We start from the raw sequence: 19,979 nt of genomic DNA on the forward strand, positions 1-19,979 counted from the left end.
CCGAGACCTCGGGCGAATCATTGATCGGAATTCAGCCAACGCCACAACGTCGAACGGCTGATTCCCAGCCGCTGCGCCGCGCGCTGGCGGCTGCCTCCCGCAGCTTGTAGCGACTGCAGCGCGCGCTCGCGCAAACCCAGTCCGGGTTGCTCTGTTGGTTCGTCAGGGCGATCCGCATACAGCTCGGGGCAATCGTACCGGAGCGCCTCGTGATCGATGGGTTCGCCTTGCCCGTATTGGGACAGGAATACCGCGATGCGCTCGCTCATGTTTTCCAGCTCCCGCACGTTTCCAGGCCAAGCGTAGCGGCGCAGGCGCGGCAGCCACGGCGCGAGCCGCGCATCGATATCGTCGGGCACCGTGTCGCCCAGGCGGACTACGCAGCGCGTGACAAGAGCATGGAGCAGCGCACCGATATCGTCCGGCCGGTCGCGTAACGCCGGTACGGCCACACGCAGCGTATTAATGCGGTAGTACAGGTCTTGACGGAAACGGCGCTGGGCGATCAGCTCCTGTAGCGGTTGATGAGTGGCCGCGATAATGCGCACATCCACCGGGATGGCGGCTGTAGCGCCTACGCGCGTGATTTCACGTTCTTGCAGCACGCGCAGTAGACGGCTTTGCAATGGCAGGGGCATGTCGCCGATTTCGTCGAGAAACAGCGTGCCGGTGTGGGCGGCCTCGAACAATCCGCGCTTTCCGCCGCGGCGCGACCCCGTAAAGGCGCCCTCTTCGTGACCGAAGAGTTCGCTCTCGAGCAACGACTCGGCAAAGGATGCGCAGTTGACCGCGATAAACGGTCGGTCCGCGCGTCGGCTCTCGTTATGAATGGCTTGCGCGAACAGTTCTTTGCCTACGCCACTCTCGCCGGCGATCAACACGGTCAGGTCAGTGCGTGCATAACGCCTCGCGGTTTGCACGGCACGCTGAAAAGTCGGGCTCTGCCCGATGAGCGCATCGAATCGGTATTTGGCTGTGTGTTGCCTGCGCCGTTGCTGCACGCGCAAACTGGTGTCGGCCTCGTGGATGCGGCCGGCGTCATACAGCGTCAACGCCGCCCCCACGATGGCGCCGCGTTCGCGGATGGGCGTGCGATTGACGATCCAATCGCGCCCACCGAAGCGCTGCAGACCGGCGCTTTCCTGCTGGCCGGTCTCCAGTGTGGCGCGCAGTGTCAGTTCGGGGCGCAACTGATCCAACGGGCGGCCGGTGACATCCGCCCCTCCCGGGGCCAGCAGGCGTTGCATGGGCGGGTTGATGGCGATGACGCGATGGTGGCGGTCAACGGCCAGCACGGCATCCTGCAAGCTGTGCAGCACCCCGTTCAACTGCTCTACCCGGCCGGCCTCCAGTCGGGCCACGCGCGCGAGCTCCAGAGCATCCTCGAATCCCTTGCGTATGCTGGTCAACGAATATGCCAGCAGTCCGTGCAGACCAGCCTGCTCGGCCAGCTCCACGACCAGACTCGAACCTACGATGACCTGGAATCGCTCACGCCGCAGTTGTTCGAATCGCTGCCTGGCATCATCCGGTGTTTGATACGCATGTTGAACAATCTCGATATTGAGCAGTTCCTTGACGGCGTCCAGCTCCGGAATCGTTTGCCCATACATCACCACCCCCACGCGATCCGCAATTCTGCGCGCTTGAATCAAGGCTTGTAAAAGGTCGAAGCCACTCAGTTGAATCGTGGCCACAGGCGCCTGCAGCCCGGCGCGCAGAATGCTCGCGTTCGAGCCCGCACTGACAAATGCGTCAACCACGCCGCGATCGAGCCGGTCGCGCGCCATTGCCAGTGCCCCACCAAACGTGCCGTCCACGACTTCGATGTGAGCGCGTTTCGAGTACTCGGCGACGACGGGCATCGCGAACTCACGGATCTGCCTATAGCTCATGAAACAGATCCTCGGCAGATCGGCCGGCCTGGAAAAATTGGGATAGCTCATCGTGATTCGTCGCGACATTAATGGCGTTTCAATTATGTCGCATGAGACGTTTGCGTGACGCCGGAATTTTCCAATTCTTTATTTATCAACGCCTTACGATCTCTGAAAAACTGGCATAAGGTTTGCGATACCCACAGCACTCACAGTAACTGCTGCATTGGAGGTGCACTTTGGCGCTCGAACACATCACCGTCTTGGATCTGACTCATATGCTCTCGGGCCCATACGGAACCATGCTGCTGGCGGACCTGGGCGCGCGCACGATCAAGGTGGAGCCACCGGGCACTGGCGAGGGCACCCGGCGCTTGCTCGAGCACGACCCGGATTATTCGCGCGACGGTATGGGGGCGTATTTCCTGACGCTCAACCGCAACAAGCAAAGCGTGTGCATCGATCTGAAGAGCGAAGCCGGCTTGGCGGTCTTCATGGACCTGGTGCGCCATGCAGATGTGGTTTTCGACAACTTTAGCGTGGGTGTGACCAAGCGTCTGGGCATCGACTACGAAGCACTATCGGCCGTCAATCCGCGCATTATCACTTGCTCGGTGACTGGCTTTGGCAGCACGGGTCCGGCAACACAGCGTCCGGCATTCGACCAAGTGGTCCAGGCGATGGGCGGCGGCATGTCGATCACCGGGACACCCGAGACAGGGCCGACCCGCAGTGGCATTCCTATCGGCGATCTGGGTGGCGGGGTATTCGGCGCGATGGGTGTACTCGCCGCTATCGCGCAACGCGAACGCATCGGCCGCGGACAGCATGTCGATGTGTCCATGCTCGATGCACAGATTTCGCTGCTGAACTACATGGCGACTATGCATCTGATGTCGGGCATTGTGCCCGAGGGAATCGGGAACGGCCATTTCGTACACGTGCCGTATAACAGTTACCCCACGGCGGATGGTCACATCATCGTCGCATGCATCGGCGACGCATTCTGGAAGCGCTTTCTCGAGTGCATCGATCTGCCCGCGCTACGCAGACCGGAATACGATCAGCAGCCCGGGCGGTTCGCCGCCAAGTCGGAGATCGACGCCATTGTCAGCGAAGAGTTCCGCACGCAACCGACGGCGCATTGGTTGGAAAAGCTGTCTGCGGCGCGCATACCTTGCGGGCCGGTCAACAATTTCCGTCAAGCGCTCAACGATACGCAGGTACGCGCGCGCGACATGGTGGTGGATGTGCCGCTCAAAACCGGCGAGACCATTCAGATGCCGGGCAATCCGATTAAGTTATCCGCGGACCCCGCGCGTGCCTACGGTAGTCCGCCCACTTTGGGCGAACATACCGAGGACGTCTTGCGCAGCTTGCCCGGCTACGACGAAGAGCGCCTGAGCGCGCTGCGGACTCAAAACGTCATTGCTTGAGGGGCCCGCCATGTCGCAAGATCGCTTGATCATTACCGATGTCGCGCCACGCGATGGACTACAGAATCAACAGGTGCCCTTTCCCACAGACGCGAAGGTGCAGCTAATCAAGCTGTTGCATGACGCTGGCGTCAGCAGTGTCGAAGCAACAAGCTTTGTTTCGCCTAAAGCCGTGCCGCAAATGGCCGACGCGGCGGAGGTGATCGCGCGGGTGCAGCGCGAGCTGCCCGAGCTGCGCGCATCAGCATTAATTCCAAACCAGAAAGGGTTGGAGCGCGCCCATGCCTCGGGTGCACGTGAAGTCGCGGTCGTGTTGTCGGCGACACAGACAATGAATCAGAAGAACATCAATATGGACCTCGGTACCGCCACGCGGGTGTCCGAGTCTGCCCTGCTGGCTGCGCGCGAGTTAGGGCTGCGACGCCGCGCGTATGTGGCCGTGGCGTTCGACTGTCCGTTCGAGGGGCCCACCAACCTCGATACCGTCGTGGCGTTGGCAATCCGGATGCACGAGGCCGGCGCAGAGGAGATCATCATTGCGGACACGATCGGCTCGGCGGCTCCCGGCATGGTCAAACATCATTTTGAGACGCTGGCGCAAGCGCTACCCGTAGAGAAGCTGGCCGCGCATTTTCATGACACGCGCGGCATGGCGACGGCAAACGCCTGGGCTGCGATTGAAGCGGGTGTGCGCCGTTTTGATGCGAGCGTAGGCGGTATCGGCGGCTGCCCTTTTGCTCCGGGTGCTGCGGGCAACGCCGCGACAGAAGACCTGGTGCTGATGGCCGAACGCAGTGGTCTGACGACCGGCATATCGTTGCCGGGGCTGCTGCACGCGATCGACTTTGCTGAATCACAACTCGGTAGAGCACTAGGAGGACGCAGCATCGCGTGGCTGCGACGACAGTATCCCCCGCAGTAACCACACAACAACAAACGCATAACTCTAGGAGACAACTATGAAAATCGATCGCGTCGTTTCACCCCGTCGCCGTTTCGTTGTGGCCGCGCTCGGCGCCACGCTCGCGTTGGGTACGGTACCCACGCTGGCAGCAGAGTCGGCGGACCAGTATCCTTCGCGGCCCATACGGTTGATCGTGCCGTTCGCGCCCGGCGGGGTATCCGACACTGGTGCTCGGTTGGTCGCAGAAAAGATGGGGCAACGTCTGGGCCAACAGGTGATCGTCGACAATAAGCCGGGCGCCTCGGGCAATATCGGCACACAAATGGCGGCACAGGCTGACCCGGATGGTTATACGCTGGTGCTGGGCTTTGACGGCACGCTGGTGATCAATCCGCATGTCCATAAAGACATTCCTTTTGACACACTGAAGGACTTCGCCCCCGTCAGCAAGATCGGCGATGCGGCGCTGATCATCGTGGCCAATCCCAAGGTGCCGGCCTCCAACTTGCAAGAGTTGATCGCGTATTCGAAAACCCAGCCACAAGGCATTTCTTACGGTAGCGCGGGCGTGGGCAGCACACCGCACTTAGCCGGTGAGTTGCTGCGTCAACGCACGGGCATTGCGCTTGAACACATTCCGTATAAAGGCGGTGGACAAGCCATGGCCGACGTGGTGGGCGGCACGCTGCCCTTGCTCTATACAGCGGTAGCGGGCGCTTATCCCTATGTCGATCGCAAACAACTCAAGGCGATTGCCGTCAGCACCGACGAACGGCTGGCATCGCTGCCCGACGTGCCCACGATCAAAGAGTCGGGTGTGAAGGACTTTGTGGTGAATTCCTGGATCGGCATACTCGCGCCGGCTAAGACGCCACCTGCCATCGTCGCCAAGCTGCAGAAAGCCGTAAACGATGTCGTGCACGATCCGGACACCAAGGCGCGGCTCGCCGGGCTGGGCATTACGGCCTCGGGCAATACGCCCGAGGAATTCCGCAAACAAATCGCGGAAGATCTGAAGACCTACGAAACGGTAGTCAAGAGCGCGAATATTCAGGCGAATTAAGCGCCTTCAAAGCAGCCCGCCGTGAATCAATTTAAGGCCGCAGATCTGTGGGGAAGCGTCAGTGCGCTTCCCCATTGACCCCCAGCACTTCGCCGTTCAAAGATGCAGGGCATGTCCCAGCGCGCGCAATGCGGCTTCCTGTATCGCTTCGCCCAAAGTCGGGTGCGCGTGGATCGTGCCCGCCACATCCTCCAGCCTCGCCCCCATCTCGAGCGACTGCGAAAATGCCGCGCTCAATTCCGACACGCCACGCCCGACGGCCTGCCAACCGACAATCAGATGGTTGTCGCGACGCGCCACGACACGCACAAACCCTTCGTTCGACTCCAAGGTCATCGCACGACCATTGGCGGAGAACGGAAACTGGCTGACGATGCAGTCTAGTCCCGCCTCTTTGGCGTGCGATGGCCCAAGCCCCGCAGTGACAATCTCTGGGTCAGTAAAACACACGGCAGGAATCGCCGCAGGCGTGAAACGGCGTTTGCGTCCTGCGACCAACTCGGCCACCATCTCTCCCTGCGCCATCGCGCGGTGTGCCAGCATCGGCTCGCCCGTGATATCACCAATCGCCCAGACATTGCGCATCGAGGTCCGGCACTGTTCGTCGATACGCAACGCATTACCGGAGCGACTCAGCTGCAGCGATTCGAGACCCCACCCCTGCGTGCGTGGACGTCGTCCGATGGCAAGCAGCACTTGATCCGCGGGCAGTAGCGTCTCCGTGCCAGTCTCACCCTGCACGCGCACCGCATCGCCCGCCGCATTCAGACCCAGGACCTTACTCTTCAGGTGCAGCGTAATGCCCATCCTGCCAAGCGCTTTACTGACCGGCTGCGTCAGGTCCGCATCATAGCTGGGCAGAATCCTGTCCTGCGCTTCAACGACGGAGACCTCTGCACCGAGTTTGCGATAGACCGTGCCGAGCTCCAGACCAATGTAGCCGCCGCCCACCACCACCAGACGCTTTGGAATCTGGCGCGGGGATAAGGCTTCTGTTGAGGAAATCACACGATCGCCGAAAGGCATGGACGGCAAGGGCATCGGCTCCGAACCCGCTGCGAGTAGCAGATGTTCGCATTGAATGCGTTGTGCGCCCTCATCCGTTTTCACCTCCACCGTCTTGCCATCCAGCACGCGCGCCCAACCGCGAACCAACCGTACCCCGGCTTTCTTCAGCAGCGCTTCCACGCCTGCCGTTAGCCGGCTGACGATGCCGTCTTTCCACGCCAGGGTTTGTGCGCTATCGATAGACGGGTGCTGCACCGAAATGCCGAGCGTCGAAACGTGAGCTTGCTGACACGCGCGCTCGTATTCGCCAGCCGCGTGGATCCAGGCTTTGGAGGGGATGCAGCCGATATTCAGGCACGTGCCGCCGGGTTGCGAGCCCTCGACTATTATCGTGGGCACGCCTAATTGACCGGCGCGGATCGCCGCAACGTAGCCGCCGGGGCCCCCACCGATGATGAGCAGCGTCGTAGATAGAATCTCGCGCATCGTCTACGCCTCCACGAACAGCAGTGCTGGTTGCTCCAGCAACGATCGCACCGCCTGGATAAACTGCGCGGCGTCCATGCCGTCAACGACGCGGTGATCGAATGACGACGACAGGTTCATCAGCTGACGCGCCACCACAGTGCCGTGCTGAAACACGGGTCGCTCAACGATACGGTTAACCCCGACGATACCTACTTCGGGATAATTGATGACTGGCGTGCTGACGATGCCTCCGAGCGGTCCGAGGCTGCTCAACGTAATGGTCGAACCGCTTAACACGTCACGCGCGGCCTTGCCCACGCGTACATCTTGAGCCAGCTGCGCTATTTCTCGGGCGATACCCCAGACATCGCGCGCTTCGGCATGACGCACCACGGGCACGACTAACCCACTATCGGTCTGGGTCGCCACGCCCAGATGCACAGCGCCATAACGCGTGACCACACCGGCCTCGTCATCGTAGCGAGCATTGATCTGCCGAAAGTCTCTCAACGCCAGCACCATCGCCCGCGCTATGAAGGGCAACAAGGTGAGTTTGCCGCGCGAGGCGCTGAACTTGGTGTTGAGCTGCGCACGCAGTTGTTCGATCGCGGTAACGTCGATTTCTTCGACATAGCTGAAATGCGGGATGCGGCGCTTGGACTCCTGCATCTTCTGTGCGATCTTGCGGCGCAGGCCGACGACGGGGATCGCTTCTTCTTCGTGTCGCTCGCGATAACCGCCGGGTGCCACGGGCGCCGTGGCGCTCTGGCCTTGGAGATACGCGTCCAGGTCTTCGTGCTGAATGCGCCCAGCGGGACCCGATCCGGCGACGTAGCGCAGCTCGATCCCGAGATCCCACGCACGCTTGCGCACAGCGGGCGAGGCTAACGGACGTTCTCGCGCTTGGCGCGGCGCGGGGCGCGACACCGGCTCAGGCCTGGAGGGGAGAGACGGCTCGTCGGCGGACATCGTGCGGGGGACATCCGCGGCCGCTTCGGGCCGACGCGCGGGCTCGTCACCCTCTTCCTTCCGTTCAGCGCCGGCGCCATTTGCGCGCTGAACTTCTGACACCGTATCCGGTTTCGCCGTATCGGCCTCGGCCTTCACATTCCCCGCGCCCTCGACTTCCAGCCGGATCAGCTCCGCGCCCACCGCCATGGTGTCACCGACCTGACCGCCTAATGCGATCACCTTGCCCACTACGGGCGACGGAATTTCTACCGTGGCCTTATCGGTCATCACCTCGGCCAGCGCCTGATCTTCCGTGACGCTATCACCCACCTTTACCTGCCAGCCGACGAGCTCTACCTCTGCAATGCCTTCGCCGATGTCAGGCATCTTGATGATATGCACACCCATGTCATGCCTCCATCACACGTTGCATCGCCGCACCCACGCGGGCGGGGCCAGGGAAATACGCCCATTCCTGTGCATGGGGATAGGGAGTGTCCCAACCCGTCACACGTTCAACAGGTGACTCCAGGTGGTGAAAGCAATGCTCTTGCACGAGCGATACCAGTTCGGCGCCAAACCCGCAGGTGCGGGTGGCCTCATGCACGACAACGCATCGGCCGGTTTTGCGTACCGAGTCCACAATGGTGTCCAGATCCAGCGGCCAAAGCGATCGCAGGTCGATGATTTCCGCATCGAGACCGGTTTCTTCTGCAGCGGCCAGAGCCACGTGTACCGTGGTTCCGTAGGTCAATACGGTTAACGCTTCACCGGGACGAACGATCGCGGCGGACTCCAGCGGCACGCTGTAATACCCGGTCGGCACCTGGCTGGCGGGGTGCTTGCTCCAGGGCGTGACCGGGCGATCATGATGACCATCGAACGGGCCGTTATACAGGCGCTTTGGCTCTAAAAAAATGACGGGATCATTGCTCTCGATGGCAGCGATCAACAGGCCTTTCGCGTCATAGGGATTCGACGGCAATACGGTACGCAGCCCGCAAACCTGGGTGAACATGGCCTCCGGGCTCTGACTATGCGTCTGCCCACCATAAATCCCCCCGCCGCACGGCATGCGTATGGTCAGGGGCGCGATGAATTCACCGGCCGAGCGGTAGCGCAGCCGAGCCGCCTCCGACACGATCTGGTCAGAAGCGGGATAGAAATAGTCCGCGAATTGAATCTCGCACACCGGGCGCAAACCGTATGCGCCCATGCCGACCGCGACGCCGACGATGCCACCCTCGGAAATGGGCGTATCGAACACCCGCGAAGTGCCATACTTGGCTTGCAGCCCTTCGGTGCAGCGGAACACGCCGCCGAAATACCCTACGTCCTGGCCGAACACCACCACGTTCTCATCGCGCGCCAGCATCACGTCCATTGCGGAACGCAATGCCTGGACCATGGTCATCGACATGGTGGTCGGACCGCCATTCTTTTCGTGCGTCATGATCACACTCCCAGCGACTGGCGTTGCTGCCGCAGATGCGCCGGCATCTGCTCGTACACGTCCTCGAACATGCTGGCCGCGCTCGGCACATGGCCATCGAGCAGCGTGCCGTATTGTTCGGCCTCTTTCTGGGCGGCCATGATTTCGCTTTCGAGCTCTGCCCGGGCTTGCTCGTACTCAGGCTCGGACCAGATACCGCGCTGGATAAGGTGCTGTTTAAAGCGCGTGATGGGATCGCCCAACGGGAAATGGCTCCAGTCGTCACCAGGACGGTATTTAGAGGGATCGTCGGAAGTGGAATGCGGCCCCGCGCGATAGGTGACCCATTCGATCAGCGTCGGGCCGAGGTTGCGACGCGCGCGCTCGGCTGCCCACTGCGTTGCGGCATACACCGCCAGAAAGTCGTTGCCATCCACCCGCAAAGACGCGATGCCGCAGCCTACCCCTCGCCCGGCGAAGGTCGCGCCTTCGCCGCCAGCGATGGCCTGAAAGGTGGAGATCGCCCATTGATTGTTGACCACGTTCAAAATGACCGGCGCGCGATACACGTGCGCGAAAGTCAGCGCCGTATGAAAGTCTGCCTCGGCAGTGGCCCCGTCGCCGATCCAGGCGGAAGCAATGCGCGTATCCCCCTTGATCGCCGAGGCCATCGCCCAGCCCACGCCCTGAATAAACTGCGTGGCCAAGTTGCCCGAAATGGAAAAAAATCCGGCATCGCGTTTGGAATACATCACCGGCAGCTGACGCCCATGCAGCGGATCGCGTTCGTTGGACATCAGCTGACACATCATCTCCACCAAGGAGACATCGCGCGCCAGCAGAATGCTTTGCTGCCGATAGCTTGGAAAGCACATATCCGCGCGATCCAGCGCCAGGGCATGCGCCACGCCGATGGCTTCCTCGCCCAGGCTTTGCATATAGAAAGAGATCTTCTTCTGACGCTGGGCATTGAGCATGCGCGCATCGAAGAGCCGCGTCTTCATCATGACGCGCATGCCGTTTAGCAGCGTCTGGTCATCCAACTGCGGTGCCCAGGGGCCTTGCGCCACGCCGTCATCATCGATCACTCGCACCAACCGATACGCCAGATCCACCGTATCTTCGGCGGCGACATCGATCGGAGGTTTGGGAATTTCGCCCGCCGCAGACAGGCGCAGATAGGAAAAATCGGTGCGGCAACCCGGACGCCCGGTGGGCTCGGGGACATGCAGTCGTAGTGGGCCGTTTTGGCTCATGAAATGTCTCCACGCTTTGATTGTGTCACGCGCTCTTTTTCTGCCGTAGCCCGCCGCGCGGGGGTAACCGCACGCAAGGCCGTCGCTGGCGGCGTTACGGGGTGGTGTAACGCAACCTGCCATTGCAGATTAGCATAATGCATCTCGGCGGCGAAGAGGCGCTGATCGATGGGTCCGATATATGCTGTCCGCCCGCAGATGCGTTGTCAGTCGCGCGCAGGCTCGCTCATAATGCTGCGGCTGCTATGCCATCGGCGCGTCGCGCCACCCATTTCGCGTCACAAGGACCCTGCATGATTCGTCGATTGCAAGTCGCGCTGGCTGATATACAAAAACGAGTGTCCTTCCGGCTCATTCCCGCGCTTGTCTGCGCCGTGTTTCTGGCGGCCATGTTGCTGGCCCCCACGCCTGGCGGACTGACCGACAAGGCGTGGACGCTGCTGGCGCTGTTTCTCGCGACTATCCTGGCGATCATTCTGAAGGTGATGCCCATCGGCGTGCTGGCGATGATGGCGATCACCGCGGTAGCTGTCACGCAGGTCACCTCGACATCGTCCAAAGGCGCCATTTCGGACGCACTCTCCAGCCTGTCGAACCCCTTGATCTGGCTTATCGTGGTCGCCGTACTCGTGTCGCGCGGGTTGAAAAAAACCGGTCTGGGAAAGCGCATCGGCTTGCTGTTTATCTCGGCACTAGGGCGACGCACGCTAGGCATCGGGTATGGTCTGGCTGTCTGCGAGTTGGTGCTTGCCCCATTCACGCCCAGCAACACGGCACGCGGCGGCGGCATTGTGCATCCCATCATGCGCTCGATCGCGGCGGCGTTCGACTCCGATCCGGGGAAAGGCACGGAACGCAAGATGGGTACGTATTTGTCGCTGGTCAATATGCACGCCAATACGATCACCTCAGGCATGTTCGTCACCGCGACCGCACCGAATCCGCTCGTCGTGGACTATGTAGCGCGCGTGACCGATCAGAGTTTCAAGCTTTCGTGGACGACTTGGGCGCTATGCATGTTGCTGCCCGGACTCTTATGCCTGATGCTGATGCCCTTGCTGATGATGTGGCTGTCCCCACCACAGGTCAAGGCCACCCCCGACGCCATCGGCTATGCAAAGACAGAACTCAAAAACATGGGGCCTATATCCGCCGGCGAGAAAGTCATGCTGGGGACCTTTGCCACACTGCTGATATTGTGGGCCGATGTGCCGGCCGCTATTTTCGGACCGGCCTTTACGCTGGACCCGACAGTGGTAGCGTTCATAGGGCTGTCCATTCTGATCATCACCGGCACCATCAATTGGGATGATGTGCTGTCCGAGAAAAGCGCCTGGGATACGCTGATCTGGTTTGGCGCGCTCGTGATGATGGCCGAGCAGTTGAACCGGGCCGGTGTGATTCAATGGTTCTCCACGGGCCTGCAAAACGGCATCGTGTCCTCCGGCATGGAGTGGTACTGGGCAGCGACGTTGCTGGTGCTGCTATTCGTGTTTTCCCACTATTTCTTTGCCAGTACGACGGCGCATATCAGTGCGATGATGCTGGCGTTCCTGGGCGTGGGCGCCGCGCTGGTCCCGCCCGAGTATCTGGTGCCGTTTCTGCTGATGATGGTGGCGGGCTCCACGATCATGATGACGCTCACACACTACGCCACCGGCACATCGCCCATTATCTTCGGCAGCGGCTACGTCCCGCTAGGCACATGGTGGCGTGTCGGCTTCACCATGTGCGTGATTGAACTCGTTATTTACGCAACCGTGGGTATGTTGTGGTGGCGGCTACTTGGTTTTTGGTAGGCCTGCACCGAAACCGCGGGTCATAGGGCTCAGCGCAAGTATCTTCGGCGGCGGGAACTACGACTTTCAGCGCGTATCCCCGCTTCGTCACTATCAGGCCTTGATACCGAGCTTGTCGACCAGCGCCTTGAACACGGCATTGTCGCGTTCGATCACGGCCTGAAAATCGGCCTGGTCGAGATAGCCTTCACCCATGTTGAGTTCGGCCATCGTTTTGCGCAGCGCGGGGTCTTGCAGAGTCGTCGCCATGGCTTCGCGCAGTTTCTGTACCACGGCATCGGGCGTGCCACGCGGGACAGCCAGCCCACGCCAGCCGCCGATCAGCAGATCGATCCCGCGCTCTTGCAGCGTGGGGACATTTTCCCAGCCCGCGCCGATCCGTTTATCGGCCATGATGGCCAACGGACGAATCTTGCCCGCGGCCACGTAGTTGGCCACCTCCACAGGGGTCACTGCGACGGCTTGAATGTGCCCGCCCAACAAATCCAGCACGGCAGGATTGGCGCCACGGTAAGGAGCATGGTTGAACTGAACACCTGCTTTGTCTTGCAGCGCGGCGGCCGCCAGATGGCCTAGCGATCCGGGACCCGCGTTGCCAACAGTGATCGCGTCCGGTTCCTTGCGGGCGGCCTCGATCAAGTCTTCAATTGTCTGGAACGGCGAATCCGCGCGCACGGCAATCGTGGCCGGGTCGGCGTTCAAACGCGCCACCGGGATCACCGCATCCGAGTTGATCTTGGTCATGCCCATATGCGGAATCATGGTCAACTCGACGGTGATAATGCCGACCTTATAGCCGTCCGGCTTGGCATTGGCCAGTTCGGTCCAGCCGACAGCGCCACTGGCGCCCGCACGATTCAGCACGATCAGATCTTGGCCCACTTGAGGACGTGCCGCCTCGGCCAAGGCGCGTGCGAGCACATCCGTGCCACCGCCCGCGGCGAACGGCACGATCAATTCGATCGGCCGTTGTGGATAGGCGTCCGAGGCACGAGCCACGGCCGGCAACATGAAGGCGCCGGCCAGCGCGCCAAGGGAGCCGAGGAATTGACGGCGGGTAGTGACAGTCATGGAGATCTCCTTTGTACGTTGTTCTGCTCGCGGCCACGGCGGGCCGCTCAATATCATCAAAGACAGGGGCGGACTCAGGCCGTGGCGGATTGCGGTGCTACAGCCTCGTGCTCGGCGCGGCGACTACGACGCCAACCCGCGACAAGCGCGCGAAATGATTGGGCTACAGCCGCCTGGAACGTCCGATCATCCGTTTCGCCGCGCAGCCATGCCCGTGCGGGTGCGGCCCACACAGTGCGACCGATCATGAACCCTTTGACCACGGGCGCCTGAGCTTCGGCAAAGGCTTCGACCAACTGCTCCAGCGGTTGGGACAAACCCAAGATCACGGCCCCCCGGCACCACGGGTCGCGGTCGCGCACCAACGCGTCAAGCGCCTCCCAATTGGCCCGGCTCATGGCGCCAACTTTCCACCATTCCGGCTTGATCCCCATGTCGTAAAAATGCTGGATCGCCCGCACCACGGCTTGGCCGCGATCGTCTGGCCCCAGCGTGTCTTTGGGCGGAATGACTTCCAGCAGCAACTCGTGTCCGCTGGCGCGAGTGGCCGTCCAGACCTGGCGCAGCCAGGCATCTTGCTCATCACGCAGCGACTGGGCGTCATCGGGATGATAGAAAACCAGACACTTGACCGTATGCGACAGCGGCCAGTGCTGCAACTCGGTCGCCAGAGAATCCGTCCCGTCAAAACGCAGGGGACGCGAGCCCGGCAGTTCGATCGGCCGGCCTATCCACCAACCACGACCCGTGGCCTCGTGCAGCGCCTCGGCGCCCAGATCACGCCGACCATCGATCAGCACGCCCATGCGACCCGCATTGCCCTCGCCGCGCTCGACATCGGCCACGACCTCATTAATCAGGCGCTTGAGCGTGCGCAATCGTTCCAACGGCGCGCCAGTCTCGTGCGCGAGGTCCTCGAACTGACTGCGATGGTCGTAAGCCAGCACGCAGAGTTCGGGCCAGGCCGGGCGCGCCCGACTGACGCGATGCAGATGCGACAAGGCGGCATCATGATCGGGTCGCGTATGGCGATGCCCCGAGAACCAGTGCTCCAATTCCGCTCGGGTCGGCATGGCCGGCGCGCAACCGTGCCGCGACACCACAATCGCGCCGCAAGCATTGGCAATGGCGGCGGATTCCGCGAGGCTTTTACCGCGCAACAAGCCGGCCAGAAGACCCGAGGCGAACGCATCGCCCGCGCCCAATACGTTCAACACCTCGACGCGCTCGCCCATTACGGTGGGCGCATCGTCGATACGATCCGGCACCGGACCCTCGATCAGCGAGCAGCCCAAGGGGCCGCGTTTGACCACAAATACCGCTTGACTGCACGCGCGCACGCGACGCAGGCTCTCGATCAGGTCACCCTCGACGCCCCCTGCGATCAACCATTCTTCTTCAGTGCCGATAATCAAATCGAACTGATGCAGTTCAGCTTGCAGACGTGCGCTGACCTCTGCGCTGGCCACATAACGCGTTTCGCCATCGCCGCGCGTGGTCAGGCCCCACAACACCGGCCGGTAATCGATATCCAGCATCCGCACCACGCCATGTCGCGCCGCGATGTCCAACGCGCGGCGGCTCGCCGCCAGGACACCCGGCGCGCTCAAATGGGTGCCGGTGATAATCAGGCTACGGCAGCGCGCCAGGAAATTTTCATCGATGGCATCGGCATCCAAGGCCATATCCGCGCAGTTTTCGCGCGCGAATAAAAGGGGGAACGTGTCCTTATCCTTGATCCCCAACAACACCATGCCGGTCAGACGCTGCGGATCTATCTGAATCTGACTCGTGTCGCATCCTTCAAGGCGCAACGTGTCGATCAAGAACCGCCCATTCTGTTCATCGCCCACGCGCGAGATCATCGCCGAACGCAATCCCAGGCGCGCCGTGCCGAAGGCCATATTCCCAGACGAACCGCCCAGGTACTTGGCAAAACTGTGCGCTTCCTCGAGACTGCAGCCGATCTGCTGTGCGTAGAGATCGACCGCCAGCCGACCCAGGCAAGCCACATCGATCGGGCGATTAGCAGGAAAATTCAGCGGTGAAGTCGTCATGTGCTAGCGTGGGGATATCCCCGTGGTGGATGCTACTGGGCTGCTATCATAGTTCAAATAGAAAATATTTTCCAAAATAATGAAAAATAGAAAACTCCAGCCAGCCCCGCCGGGAAGTGAATCGCCCTATGCCGACGCGGGCGCATTTCTTGTGGCGCTGCGCGAACAATTCGATGCGCTCAGCCGACAGCTCAAGCGTATCGGCCAGTATGTCGAGATGCAGGGCGAGCGCGTCGCGTTCGACGGCATTCAGGCCACGGCTGACAGCTGCGGCGTGCCGGCTTCGGCCGTGGTGCGGTTTGCCAAGCACTTCGGGTTTTCAGGCTACACGCAGATGCAGCTCTTGTTCCGCGCGGATGCCGCGAGGCAGCTCGCGGTTCAGCATGATTACCAGGATCGGATTCGAGGACTGATCGCCAGCGGCGAGGCCACCGGACAAGCGGACGTGGGCGGCGCGCGGCTCGCGCATGCAGTCATCGAAGGCAGCATCGCCAGTCTGCAAGCCCTGCAGCGCGGGCTGCCCACGGATCAATTCGAAGCTGCCGTTGAGTTGATGCTGGAAGCGCCCGCAATCTGGCTCGCCGCGTCGCGGCGCGCGTTTCCGGTGGGGTCCTATTTGGCCTATGCCTTGCAACATACCTCTAAGCCCGTGCATTGGCTGCATGGCCTCGGCGCGATGCAAAAGGGCGAGCTACGCGCATTGGCGCCGGGCGATGTGATGCTCGCGGTGTCGTTCGAGCCATATGCCCCGGAAACATTGGAGGTCGTCGATCTGGCCTTGGCGCGCGGTGCCCGCGTGCTGGCGCTGACCGACAGCCAGTTAAGTCCGTTGGCGGCACGGGCGACGGTCACGCTGTTGGCTCAGGACAGTGCGACGTTCGGATTTCGTTCGCTGACCAGCACGCTATGTCTGGCGCAGTCATTATTTTTGGCGTTGGCGTATCGGATGGAACTGGCTTACGAGCCAGCAAAATAAAACTCGGTTCACCATCGCCAGAGCAATTCACGGCCGCGAAAAAATGAGACAAGTCTTAGCTCGTATCAATTGCACAGCGCAATAATAAAGTGAGACCGGTACGGAGCCGGATGGCCACGCACGCGCCACGTTGGTAACCCTGTTAACCAGCTGGCGCCGCTCCAAAACATTGAACAACGATGCTCAGACATTTTCTTCTGATTTCGACATTTTGCGGGTTGGCGCAGCTTACCGCCGTACATGCAACGGAAAATCCGGGTTTTCTTACTGCGAAGACGGCCCCTGACAGCCTGGCCATATTGCCCCCGCCTCCTGCGGAAACTTCCGTGGCATTCCTCGCGGATGAGGCCGAATACAAAGCCGGCCATGTATTAAGGGACCCGGAAAGAACAGCCCTCGCGGCTCAAGATGCCGACTACAAGAATTTCGGAAGCGCTTTCTCGGAAGCGTTTGGAATGGAAATTTCGGCCAGTCACACGCCGGTGCTGTTTGCACTCATGAATCGAATCTTGCACGACAGCCACGACTACGCGATGCGAAGCGCCAAAAACCATTACATGCGGGTGCGCCCGTTTGTTATCTATAAAGATGCGACATGTACGCCGGAGCGAGACAGCAAAATGGCCAAAACGGGCTCTTATCCGTCTGGACATGCGTCTTTTGGATGGGCAGCTGCCCTGGTATTGGCCGAAATTAATCCCGAGCGTGAAACGCAGATTTTGCGCCGGGGCCTGTCATTCGGTGACAGCCGGGTAGTGTGCGGTGCTCATTGGCGCAGCGACGTAGACAATGGGCGAATCATGGGCGCGGCAGTCGTGGCCGCACTACATGCCAACCCGCAATTCATGCAGGCATTAAACGCGGCAAAAAAGGAGTTTATTGAACTCGATGACCGCGGATCTCAAGCCATAGTTCAACGCCGTTCAGGAAACTAGATCAGCTCCACCGCTGACCGAAAAGCGGCTTAACCCGTCACGGTGGGTACAAGCCAACGCCCACCTGTACTCGGCGTTCAAAGACCACGGGTACGCACCGCACGAGGTTCGGCGCTATATCCGCACGGATTGTCGGGGCGCGAGCGTCAATCGTGGGAGTTCGGATATTTAGCGCTGTCGTCCGGGTCAAGCCCGATCTGCGCAACGCCGAGCGGGAACTGGTACGCCATGCGAGTCAAAACGCAAGCCTCGCTATACCATTGGTTTATTTGTCGAATTTAGCTGACTAGTCGGGCCTTTGTTTAAGCCTCAATCAGCAAATAAAAAAGGCCTACAGACGAAAATCTGTAAGCCTTTGATTTTATTGGTCGGGGCGGCGGGATTCGAACTCGCGACCCTCTGCTCCCAAAGCAGATGCGCTACCAGGCTGCGCTACGCCCCGACGGGTACTGCCATCTGTTAGACGCTGCGTGAGGCGACATCGAACAGGGAACGGAATGCTACCACATTCCGCACCGCGCTGGGATAGCCCAAACGTTGCCCCTCTCAAGCCGCGACGCCCTTATTTCCCGCGAACTTGATCGATCAGGCGACGATCGCGCTTGGTGGGGCGACCCGCGGTCAACGCCTGCGCGGGTTCCGGGGCAAGACGCCGCAACTCGGCGGCGCGTTCGCGCGCGACGATACTCTCGGCCGTTTCCTCATATAGCTGCCGCGCTACGGGCGCCGGGCCGCGCACCGCGCTGATGGCGCGAACCTCGACATGAATGGGCGGATCTTCTTTACGCACCGTAACCAGATCGCCAACGGCCACTTCACGCGCGGGCTTGGCCGGCTGATGATTGACCAGCACCCTGCCCTTGCCAATTTCCTGGGAAGCCAGGCTGCGGGTCTTATAGAAACGGGCTGCCCACAGCCACTTATCGAGTCGCAGTTTTTCCGTCATAAGGTGCATTCTAGCGGCAAAGCCCCGACGGCTCGCAGGGCAATGGCGGGGGCGATCCAGGGGTGGCAGATAGAATGCAGGTACGTAGACAACGCAGGACTTTTCTTAATGAGCAATACCTTTCTCGACAAACTCAAGCAGCGCCGCAGCCAATATGCCCTGGGCCGCGACGTATCCCTGTCCAAGGAAGACCTCGCTTCGCTGATTCAGGAAGCCGTCAAACACAGCCCCTCGTCGTTTAACTCGCAAAGCTCGCGTGCCGTGATTCTGTTTGGCGACCAGAGCGAAAAGCTTTGGCAAATCGCCATCGAAGAAGTACGCAAGGTCGCGCCGCCGGAAAATTTTGACAAAACCGTCACCCGTCTGACGAGTTTTGCGGCAGGCGTGGGCACGGTACTGTTCTATGAAGACCAGGACGTCGTTCGGGGGCTGCAAGAGAAATTCGCGCTGTATGCAGACAATTTCCCGATCTGGTCAGAGCAATCGAGCGGCATGGCGCAACTGGCCGTGTGGGCCGCGCTGGCTGACGCCGGCGTGGGCGCGAGTCTGCAGCATTACAACCCACTCATCGACGCGGCGGTCGCGGCTGAATGGAACATCCCGGCCAGCTGGAAATTGCGCGCGCAAATGCCGTTTGGGGCCAATGCCGGCGGATTCGGCGAGAAAGCCTTTATGAATGACGCGGAGCGCTTCCGCGTGATCGGTTAATCGCCACGCCGGCCCGCCTGGCCGGGGGCAATGCCGTATCGTTGCCGAAAGGCGGTCGCGAAATTCGCCGGGCTGGAATAGCCCGCGATCAGCGCCGCTTCGGTCACGCTCACGGCATCGCGCTCCAACGCCATGCGCGCCCGCGCCAGGCGCGCGTCGCGTAAATACGCGAACACCGTTTTTCCCCAGGCCGCGCGAAACTGTCGTTGCAGGGTATTGACGCTGACGCAGGCCTGGCGGGCAATTTCGACCAGACTCATCTCATCGGCCGCGCCGCTGTCAAGCAGGTCGCGCACCTGTTCCATCCGGACGCGTTCGCGCGGACGCAGCGTTACCCCCATAGGCGCCATCGCGGCGCCATCCAGATCCGACAGCGCATCGACGACCAACGCCATACAGCGCGACTCCTGATATAGCCGCCAAAGTGGTCCTTCGAGGGCCGATGGGGCCAACATCTGCGTGACCAACGCCACGGTCTGCGACGAGGCCATCCACGGATGAACGGACAGATGCCGCCGGGCAAACTCCAGGCAAAACGGCATCGTGTCGCCCAGACGTTCCCTCAGCCAGGCCTCGCTTAGCGTCAGACTGACGCTGCGCTCGATGTCGCCACGCCGGGATTGCCTCACGAAACGGGCTGGCTCGGTCAGCGCCACCATCGCGCCGGCCGCGCGGCCGTCGCGATGCGGCCCGAGCAACAGACGATAGCCGTCGTAGCTGACATCCGCCCTGCCCGCGACCGTAACAGCAATGCGCAGACCTGGCTGCAGATCGGCACGGACGGCCGCTCCCTGCAGGTCCCGCGCATCGACCCGATGTTGGATGAGGCCCTCGCTTAGCTTCGTCGTGTCGATCAGGCCCTCGAAAACAGGCTGCTGCGCGCTGGGCGCCTCGACAGCGTATCGCAAGGCACTATGGGCCGCCTGGCTATGTAACGCGGCTTTATCGATTAACCCGGCTGGCTGAGTTATCCGCGCAGCGCTCCCCGTAGAAACCGTGTCCATGTAACTTCAGATGACCAAATGAGGATTTAGCAAAGCAATTTGGTGTGCATTCAAAGTCGTGATCCGCCCTCGCCTGACATAATCGCCT

General features: G+C 61.2%; 16 protein-coding genes and 1 tRNA gene. 7 read left to right on the forward strand and 10 right to left on the reverse strand.

Translation table 11 applies throughout. The features are described 5' to 3' along the window. Positions 1–17: 17 nt before the first annotated feature. A complete protein-coding gene (gene prpR / locus GOQ25_RS08655; RefSeq protein ID WP_160350107.1) occupies positions 18–1,946 on the reverse strand; it encodes a propionate catabolism operon regulatory protein PrpR in 1,929 nt (642 codons plus the stop codon). 170 nt (positions 1,947–2,116) lie between these two features. Here prpR and GOQ25_RS08660 point away from each other — a divergent pair, with 170 nt between their 5' ends. The 3 genes from GOQ25_RS08660 to GOQ25_RS08670 are packed head-to-tail and all read left to right on the forward strand — an operon-like array spanning position 2,117 to position 5,280. After that, the gene (locus GOQ25_RS08660) at positions 2,117–3,313 is read left to right on the forward strand and encodes a CaiB/BaiF CoA-transferase family protein (RefSeq protein ID WP_160350062.1); all 1,197 of its coding nucleotides are present in this window, start codon (positions 2,117–2,119) and stop codon (positions 3,311–3,313) included. A 10-nt stretch (positions 3,314–3,323) separates the two neighbouring features. Next, positions 3,324–4,235, forward strand: coding sequence for a hydroxymethylglutaryl-CoA lyase (locus GOQ25_RS08665; protein WP_160350063.1), 912 nt, complete (start codon positions 3,324–3,326; stop codon positions 4,233–4,235). Between the two features lie 37 nt (positions 4,236–4,272). Then, entirely contained in the window at positions 4,273–5,280 is a 1,008-nt protein-coding gene (locus GOQ25_RS08670) for a tripartite tricarboxylate transporter substrate binding protein (protein ID WP_160350064.1), read from the forward strand. 96 nt (positions 5,281–5,376) lie between these two features. Here GOQ25_RS08670 and lpdA read toward each other — a convergent pair whose 3' ends face one another. The 4 genes from lpdA to GOQ25_RS08690 are packed head-to-tail and all read right to left on the reverse strand — an operon-like array spanning position 5,377 to position 10,395. Next, positions 5,377–6,774 carry a dihydrolipoyl dehydrogenase gene (gene lpdA / locus GOQ25_RS08675; RefSeq protein WP_160350065.1) on the reverse strand — a complete coding sequence of 466 codons (1,398 nt, stop codon included), beginning with the start codon at positions 6,772–6,774 and terminating at the stop codon, positions 5,377–5,379. Between the two features lie 3 nt (positions 6,775–6,777). Continuing rightward, the gene (locus tag GOQ25_RS08680; protein ID WP_160350066.1) at positions 6,778–8,115 is read right to left on the reverse strand and encodes a dihydrolipoamide acetyltransferase family protein; all 1,338 of its coding nucleotides are present in this window, start codon (positions 8,113–8,115) and stop codon (positions 6,778–6,780) included. Between the two features lies 1 nt (position 8,116). Next, positions 8,117–9,160, reverse strand: coding sequence for an alpha-ketoacid dehydrogenase subunit beta (locus GOQ25_RS08685; RefSeq protein WP_236844532.1), 1,044 nt, complete (start codon positions 9,158–9,160; stop codon positions 8,117–8,119). Positions 9,161–9,162: 2 nt separating this feature from the next. Continuing rightward, positions 9,163–10,395 (reverse strand): 3-methyl-2-oxobutanoate dehydrogenase (2-methylpropanoyl-transferring) subunit alpha, encoded by a 1,233-nt coding sequence (locus GOQ25_RS08690; RefSeq protein WP_160350067.1) that lies wholly within the window; start codon positions 10,393–10,395, stop codon positions 9,163–9,165. A 293-nt stretch (positions 10,396–10,688) separates the two neighbouring features. Here GOQ25_RS08690 and GOQ25_RS08695 point away from each other — a divergent pair, with 293 nt between their 5' ends. After that, positions 10,689–12,194 (forward strand): DASS family sodium-coupled anion symporter, encoded by a 1,506-nt coding sequence (locus GOQ25_RS08695; RefSeq protein WP_160350068.1) that lies wholly within the window; start codon positions 10,689–10,691, stop codon positions 12,192–12,194. A gap of 93 nt (positions 12,195–12,287) precedes the next feature. Here the strand turns inward: GOQ25_RS08695 and GOQ25_RS08700 are convergent, their stop codons facing one another. Next, the gene (locus GOQ25_RS08700) at positions 12,288–13,265 is read right to left on the reverse strand and encodes a tripartite tricarboxylate transporter substrate binding protein (protein WP_160350069.1); all 978 of its coding nucleotides are present in this window, start codon (positions 13,263–13,265) and stop codon (positions 12,288–12,290) included. 74 nt (positions 13,266–13,339) lie between these two features. Then, positions 13,340–15,322: a 5-dehydro-2-deoxygluconokinase gene (gene iolC / locus GOQ25_RS08705; RefSeq protein WP_160350070.1), complete on the reverse strand. Its 1,983-nt coding sequence runs from the start codon at positions 15,320–15,322 to the stop codon at positions 13,340–13,342. A gap of 79 nt (positions 15,323–15,401) precedes the next feature. Between iolC and GOQ25_RS08710 the strand changes: the two genes are divergently transcribed. Next, positions 15,402–16,298, forward strand: a complete 897-nt coding sequence (locus tag GOQ25_RS08710) for a MurR/RpiR family transcriptional regulator (RefSeq protein WP_160350071.1) — start codon at positions 15,402–15,404, stop codon at positions 16,296–16,298. Positions 16,299–16,624: 326 nt separating this feature from the next. Beyond that, entirely contained in the window at positions 16,625–17,233 is a 609-nt protein-coding gene (locus tag GOQ25_RS19710) for a phosphatase PAP2 family protein (protein ID WP_370519925.1), read from the forward strand. A gap of 365 nt (positions 17,234–17,598) precedes the next feature. Here GOQ25_RS19710 and GOQ25_RS08720 read toward each other — a convergent pair. Together GOQ25_RS08720 and GOQ25_RS08725 are read right to left on the reverse strand one after the other, a co-directional pair. Then, positions 17,599–17,675, reverse strand: a tRNA-Pro gene (locus GOQ25_RS08720). 120 nt (positions 17,676–17,795) lie between these two features. Further along, positions 17,796–18,179 (reverse strand): RNA-binding S4 domain-containing protein, encoded by a 384-nt coding sequence (locus tag GOQ25_RS08725; protein ID WP_160350073.1) that lies wholly within the window; start codon positions 18,177–18,179, stop codon positions 17,796–17,798. 108 nt (positions 18,180–18,287) lie between these two features. Between GOQ25_RS08725 and GOQ25_RS08730 the strand changes: the two genes are divergently transcribed. Next, a complete protein-coding gene (locus GOQ25_RS08730) occupies positions 18,288–18,887 on the forward strand; it encodes a nitroreductase family protein (RefSeq protein ID WP_160350074.1) in 600 nt (199 codons plus the stop codon). Here the strand turns inward: GOQ25_RS08730 and GOQ25_RS08735 are convergent. Continuing rightward, positions 18,884–19,795, reverse strand: coding sequence for a helix-turn-helix transcriptional regulator (locus GOQ25_RS08735; protein WP_236844533.1), 912 nt, complete (start codon positions 19,793–19,795; stop codon positions 18,884–18,886). The genes GOQ25_RS08730 and GOQ25_RS08735 overlap by 4 nt on opposite strands. Positions 19,796–19,979: the final 184 nt, after the last annotated feature.

The sequence above is a fragment of the Bordetella sp. 15P40C-2 genome (assembly GCF_009763235.1).
Taxonomy (GTDB): domain Bacteria; phylum Pseudomonadota; class Gammaproteobacteria; order Burkholderiales; family Burkholderiaceae_B; genus Bordetella_A.

What these genes read in the sequence shown, in the direction of transcription:
- prpR (WP_160350107.1), bottom strand. Translation starts at nt 1,946, where the DNA reads ATGAGCTATCCCAATTTTTCCAGGCCGGCCGATCTGCCGAGGATCTGT.
- GOQ25_RS08665 (WP_160350063.1), top strand. Translation starts at nt 3,324, where the DNA reads ATGTCGCAAGATCGCTTGATCATTACCGATGTCGCGCCACGCGATGGA.
- GOQ25_RS08670 (WP_160350064.1), top strand. Translation starts at nt 4,273, where the DNA reads ATGAAAATCGATCGCGTCGTTTCACCCCGTCGCCGTTTCGTTGTGGCC.
- lpdA (WP_160350065.1), bottom strand. Translation starts at nt 6,774, where the DNA reads ATGCGCGAGATTCTATCTACGACGCTGCTCATCATCGGTGGGGGCCCC.
- GOQ25_RS08680 (WP_160350066.1), bottom strand. Translation starts at nt 8,115, where the DNA reads ATGGGTGTGCATATCATCAAGATGCCTGACATCGGCGAAGGCATTGCA.
- GOQ25_RS08685 (WP_236844532.1), bottom strand. Translation starts at nt 9,160, where the DNA reads ATGACGCACGAAAAGAATGGCGGTCCGACCACCATGTCGATGACCATG.
- GOQ25_RS08690 (WP_160350067.1), bottom strand. Translation starts at nt 10,395, where the DNA reads ATGAGCCAAAACGGCCCACTACGACTGCATGTCCCCGAGCCCACCGGG.
- GOQ25_RS08695 (WP_160350068.1), top strand. Translation starts at nt 10,689, where the DNA reads ATGATTCGTCGATTGCAAGTCGCGCTGGCTGATATACAAAAACGAGTG.
- GOQ25_RS08700 (WP_160350069.1), bottom strand. Translation starts at nt 13,265, where the DNA reads ATGACTGTCACTACCCGCCGTCAATTCCTCGGCTCCCTTGGCGCGCTG.
- iolC (WP_160350070.1), bottom strand. Translation starts at nt 15,322, where the DNA reads ATGACGACTTCACCGCTGAATTTTCCTGCTAATCGCCCGATCGATGTG.
- GOQ25_RS08710 (WP_160350071.1), top strand. Translation starts at nt 15,402, where the DNA reads ATGAAAAATAGAAAACTCCAGCCAGCCCCGCCGGGAAGTGAATCGCCC.
- GOQ25_RS08725 (WP_160350073.1), bottom strand. Translation starts at nt 18,179, where the DNA reads ATGACGGAAAAACTGCGACTCGATAAGTGGCTGTGGGCAGCCCGTTTC.
- GOQ25_RS08730 (WP_160350074.1), top strand. Translation starts at nt 18,288, where the DNA reads ATGAGCAATACCTTTCTCGACAAACTCAAGCAGCGCCGCAGCCAATAT.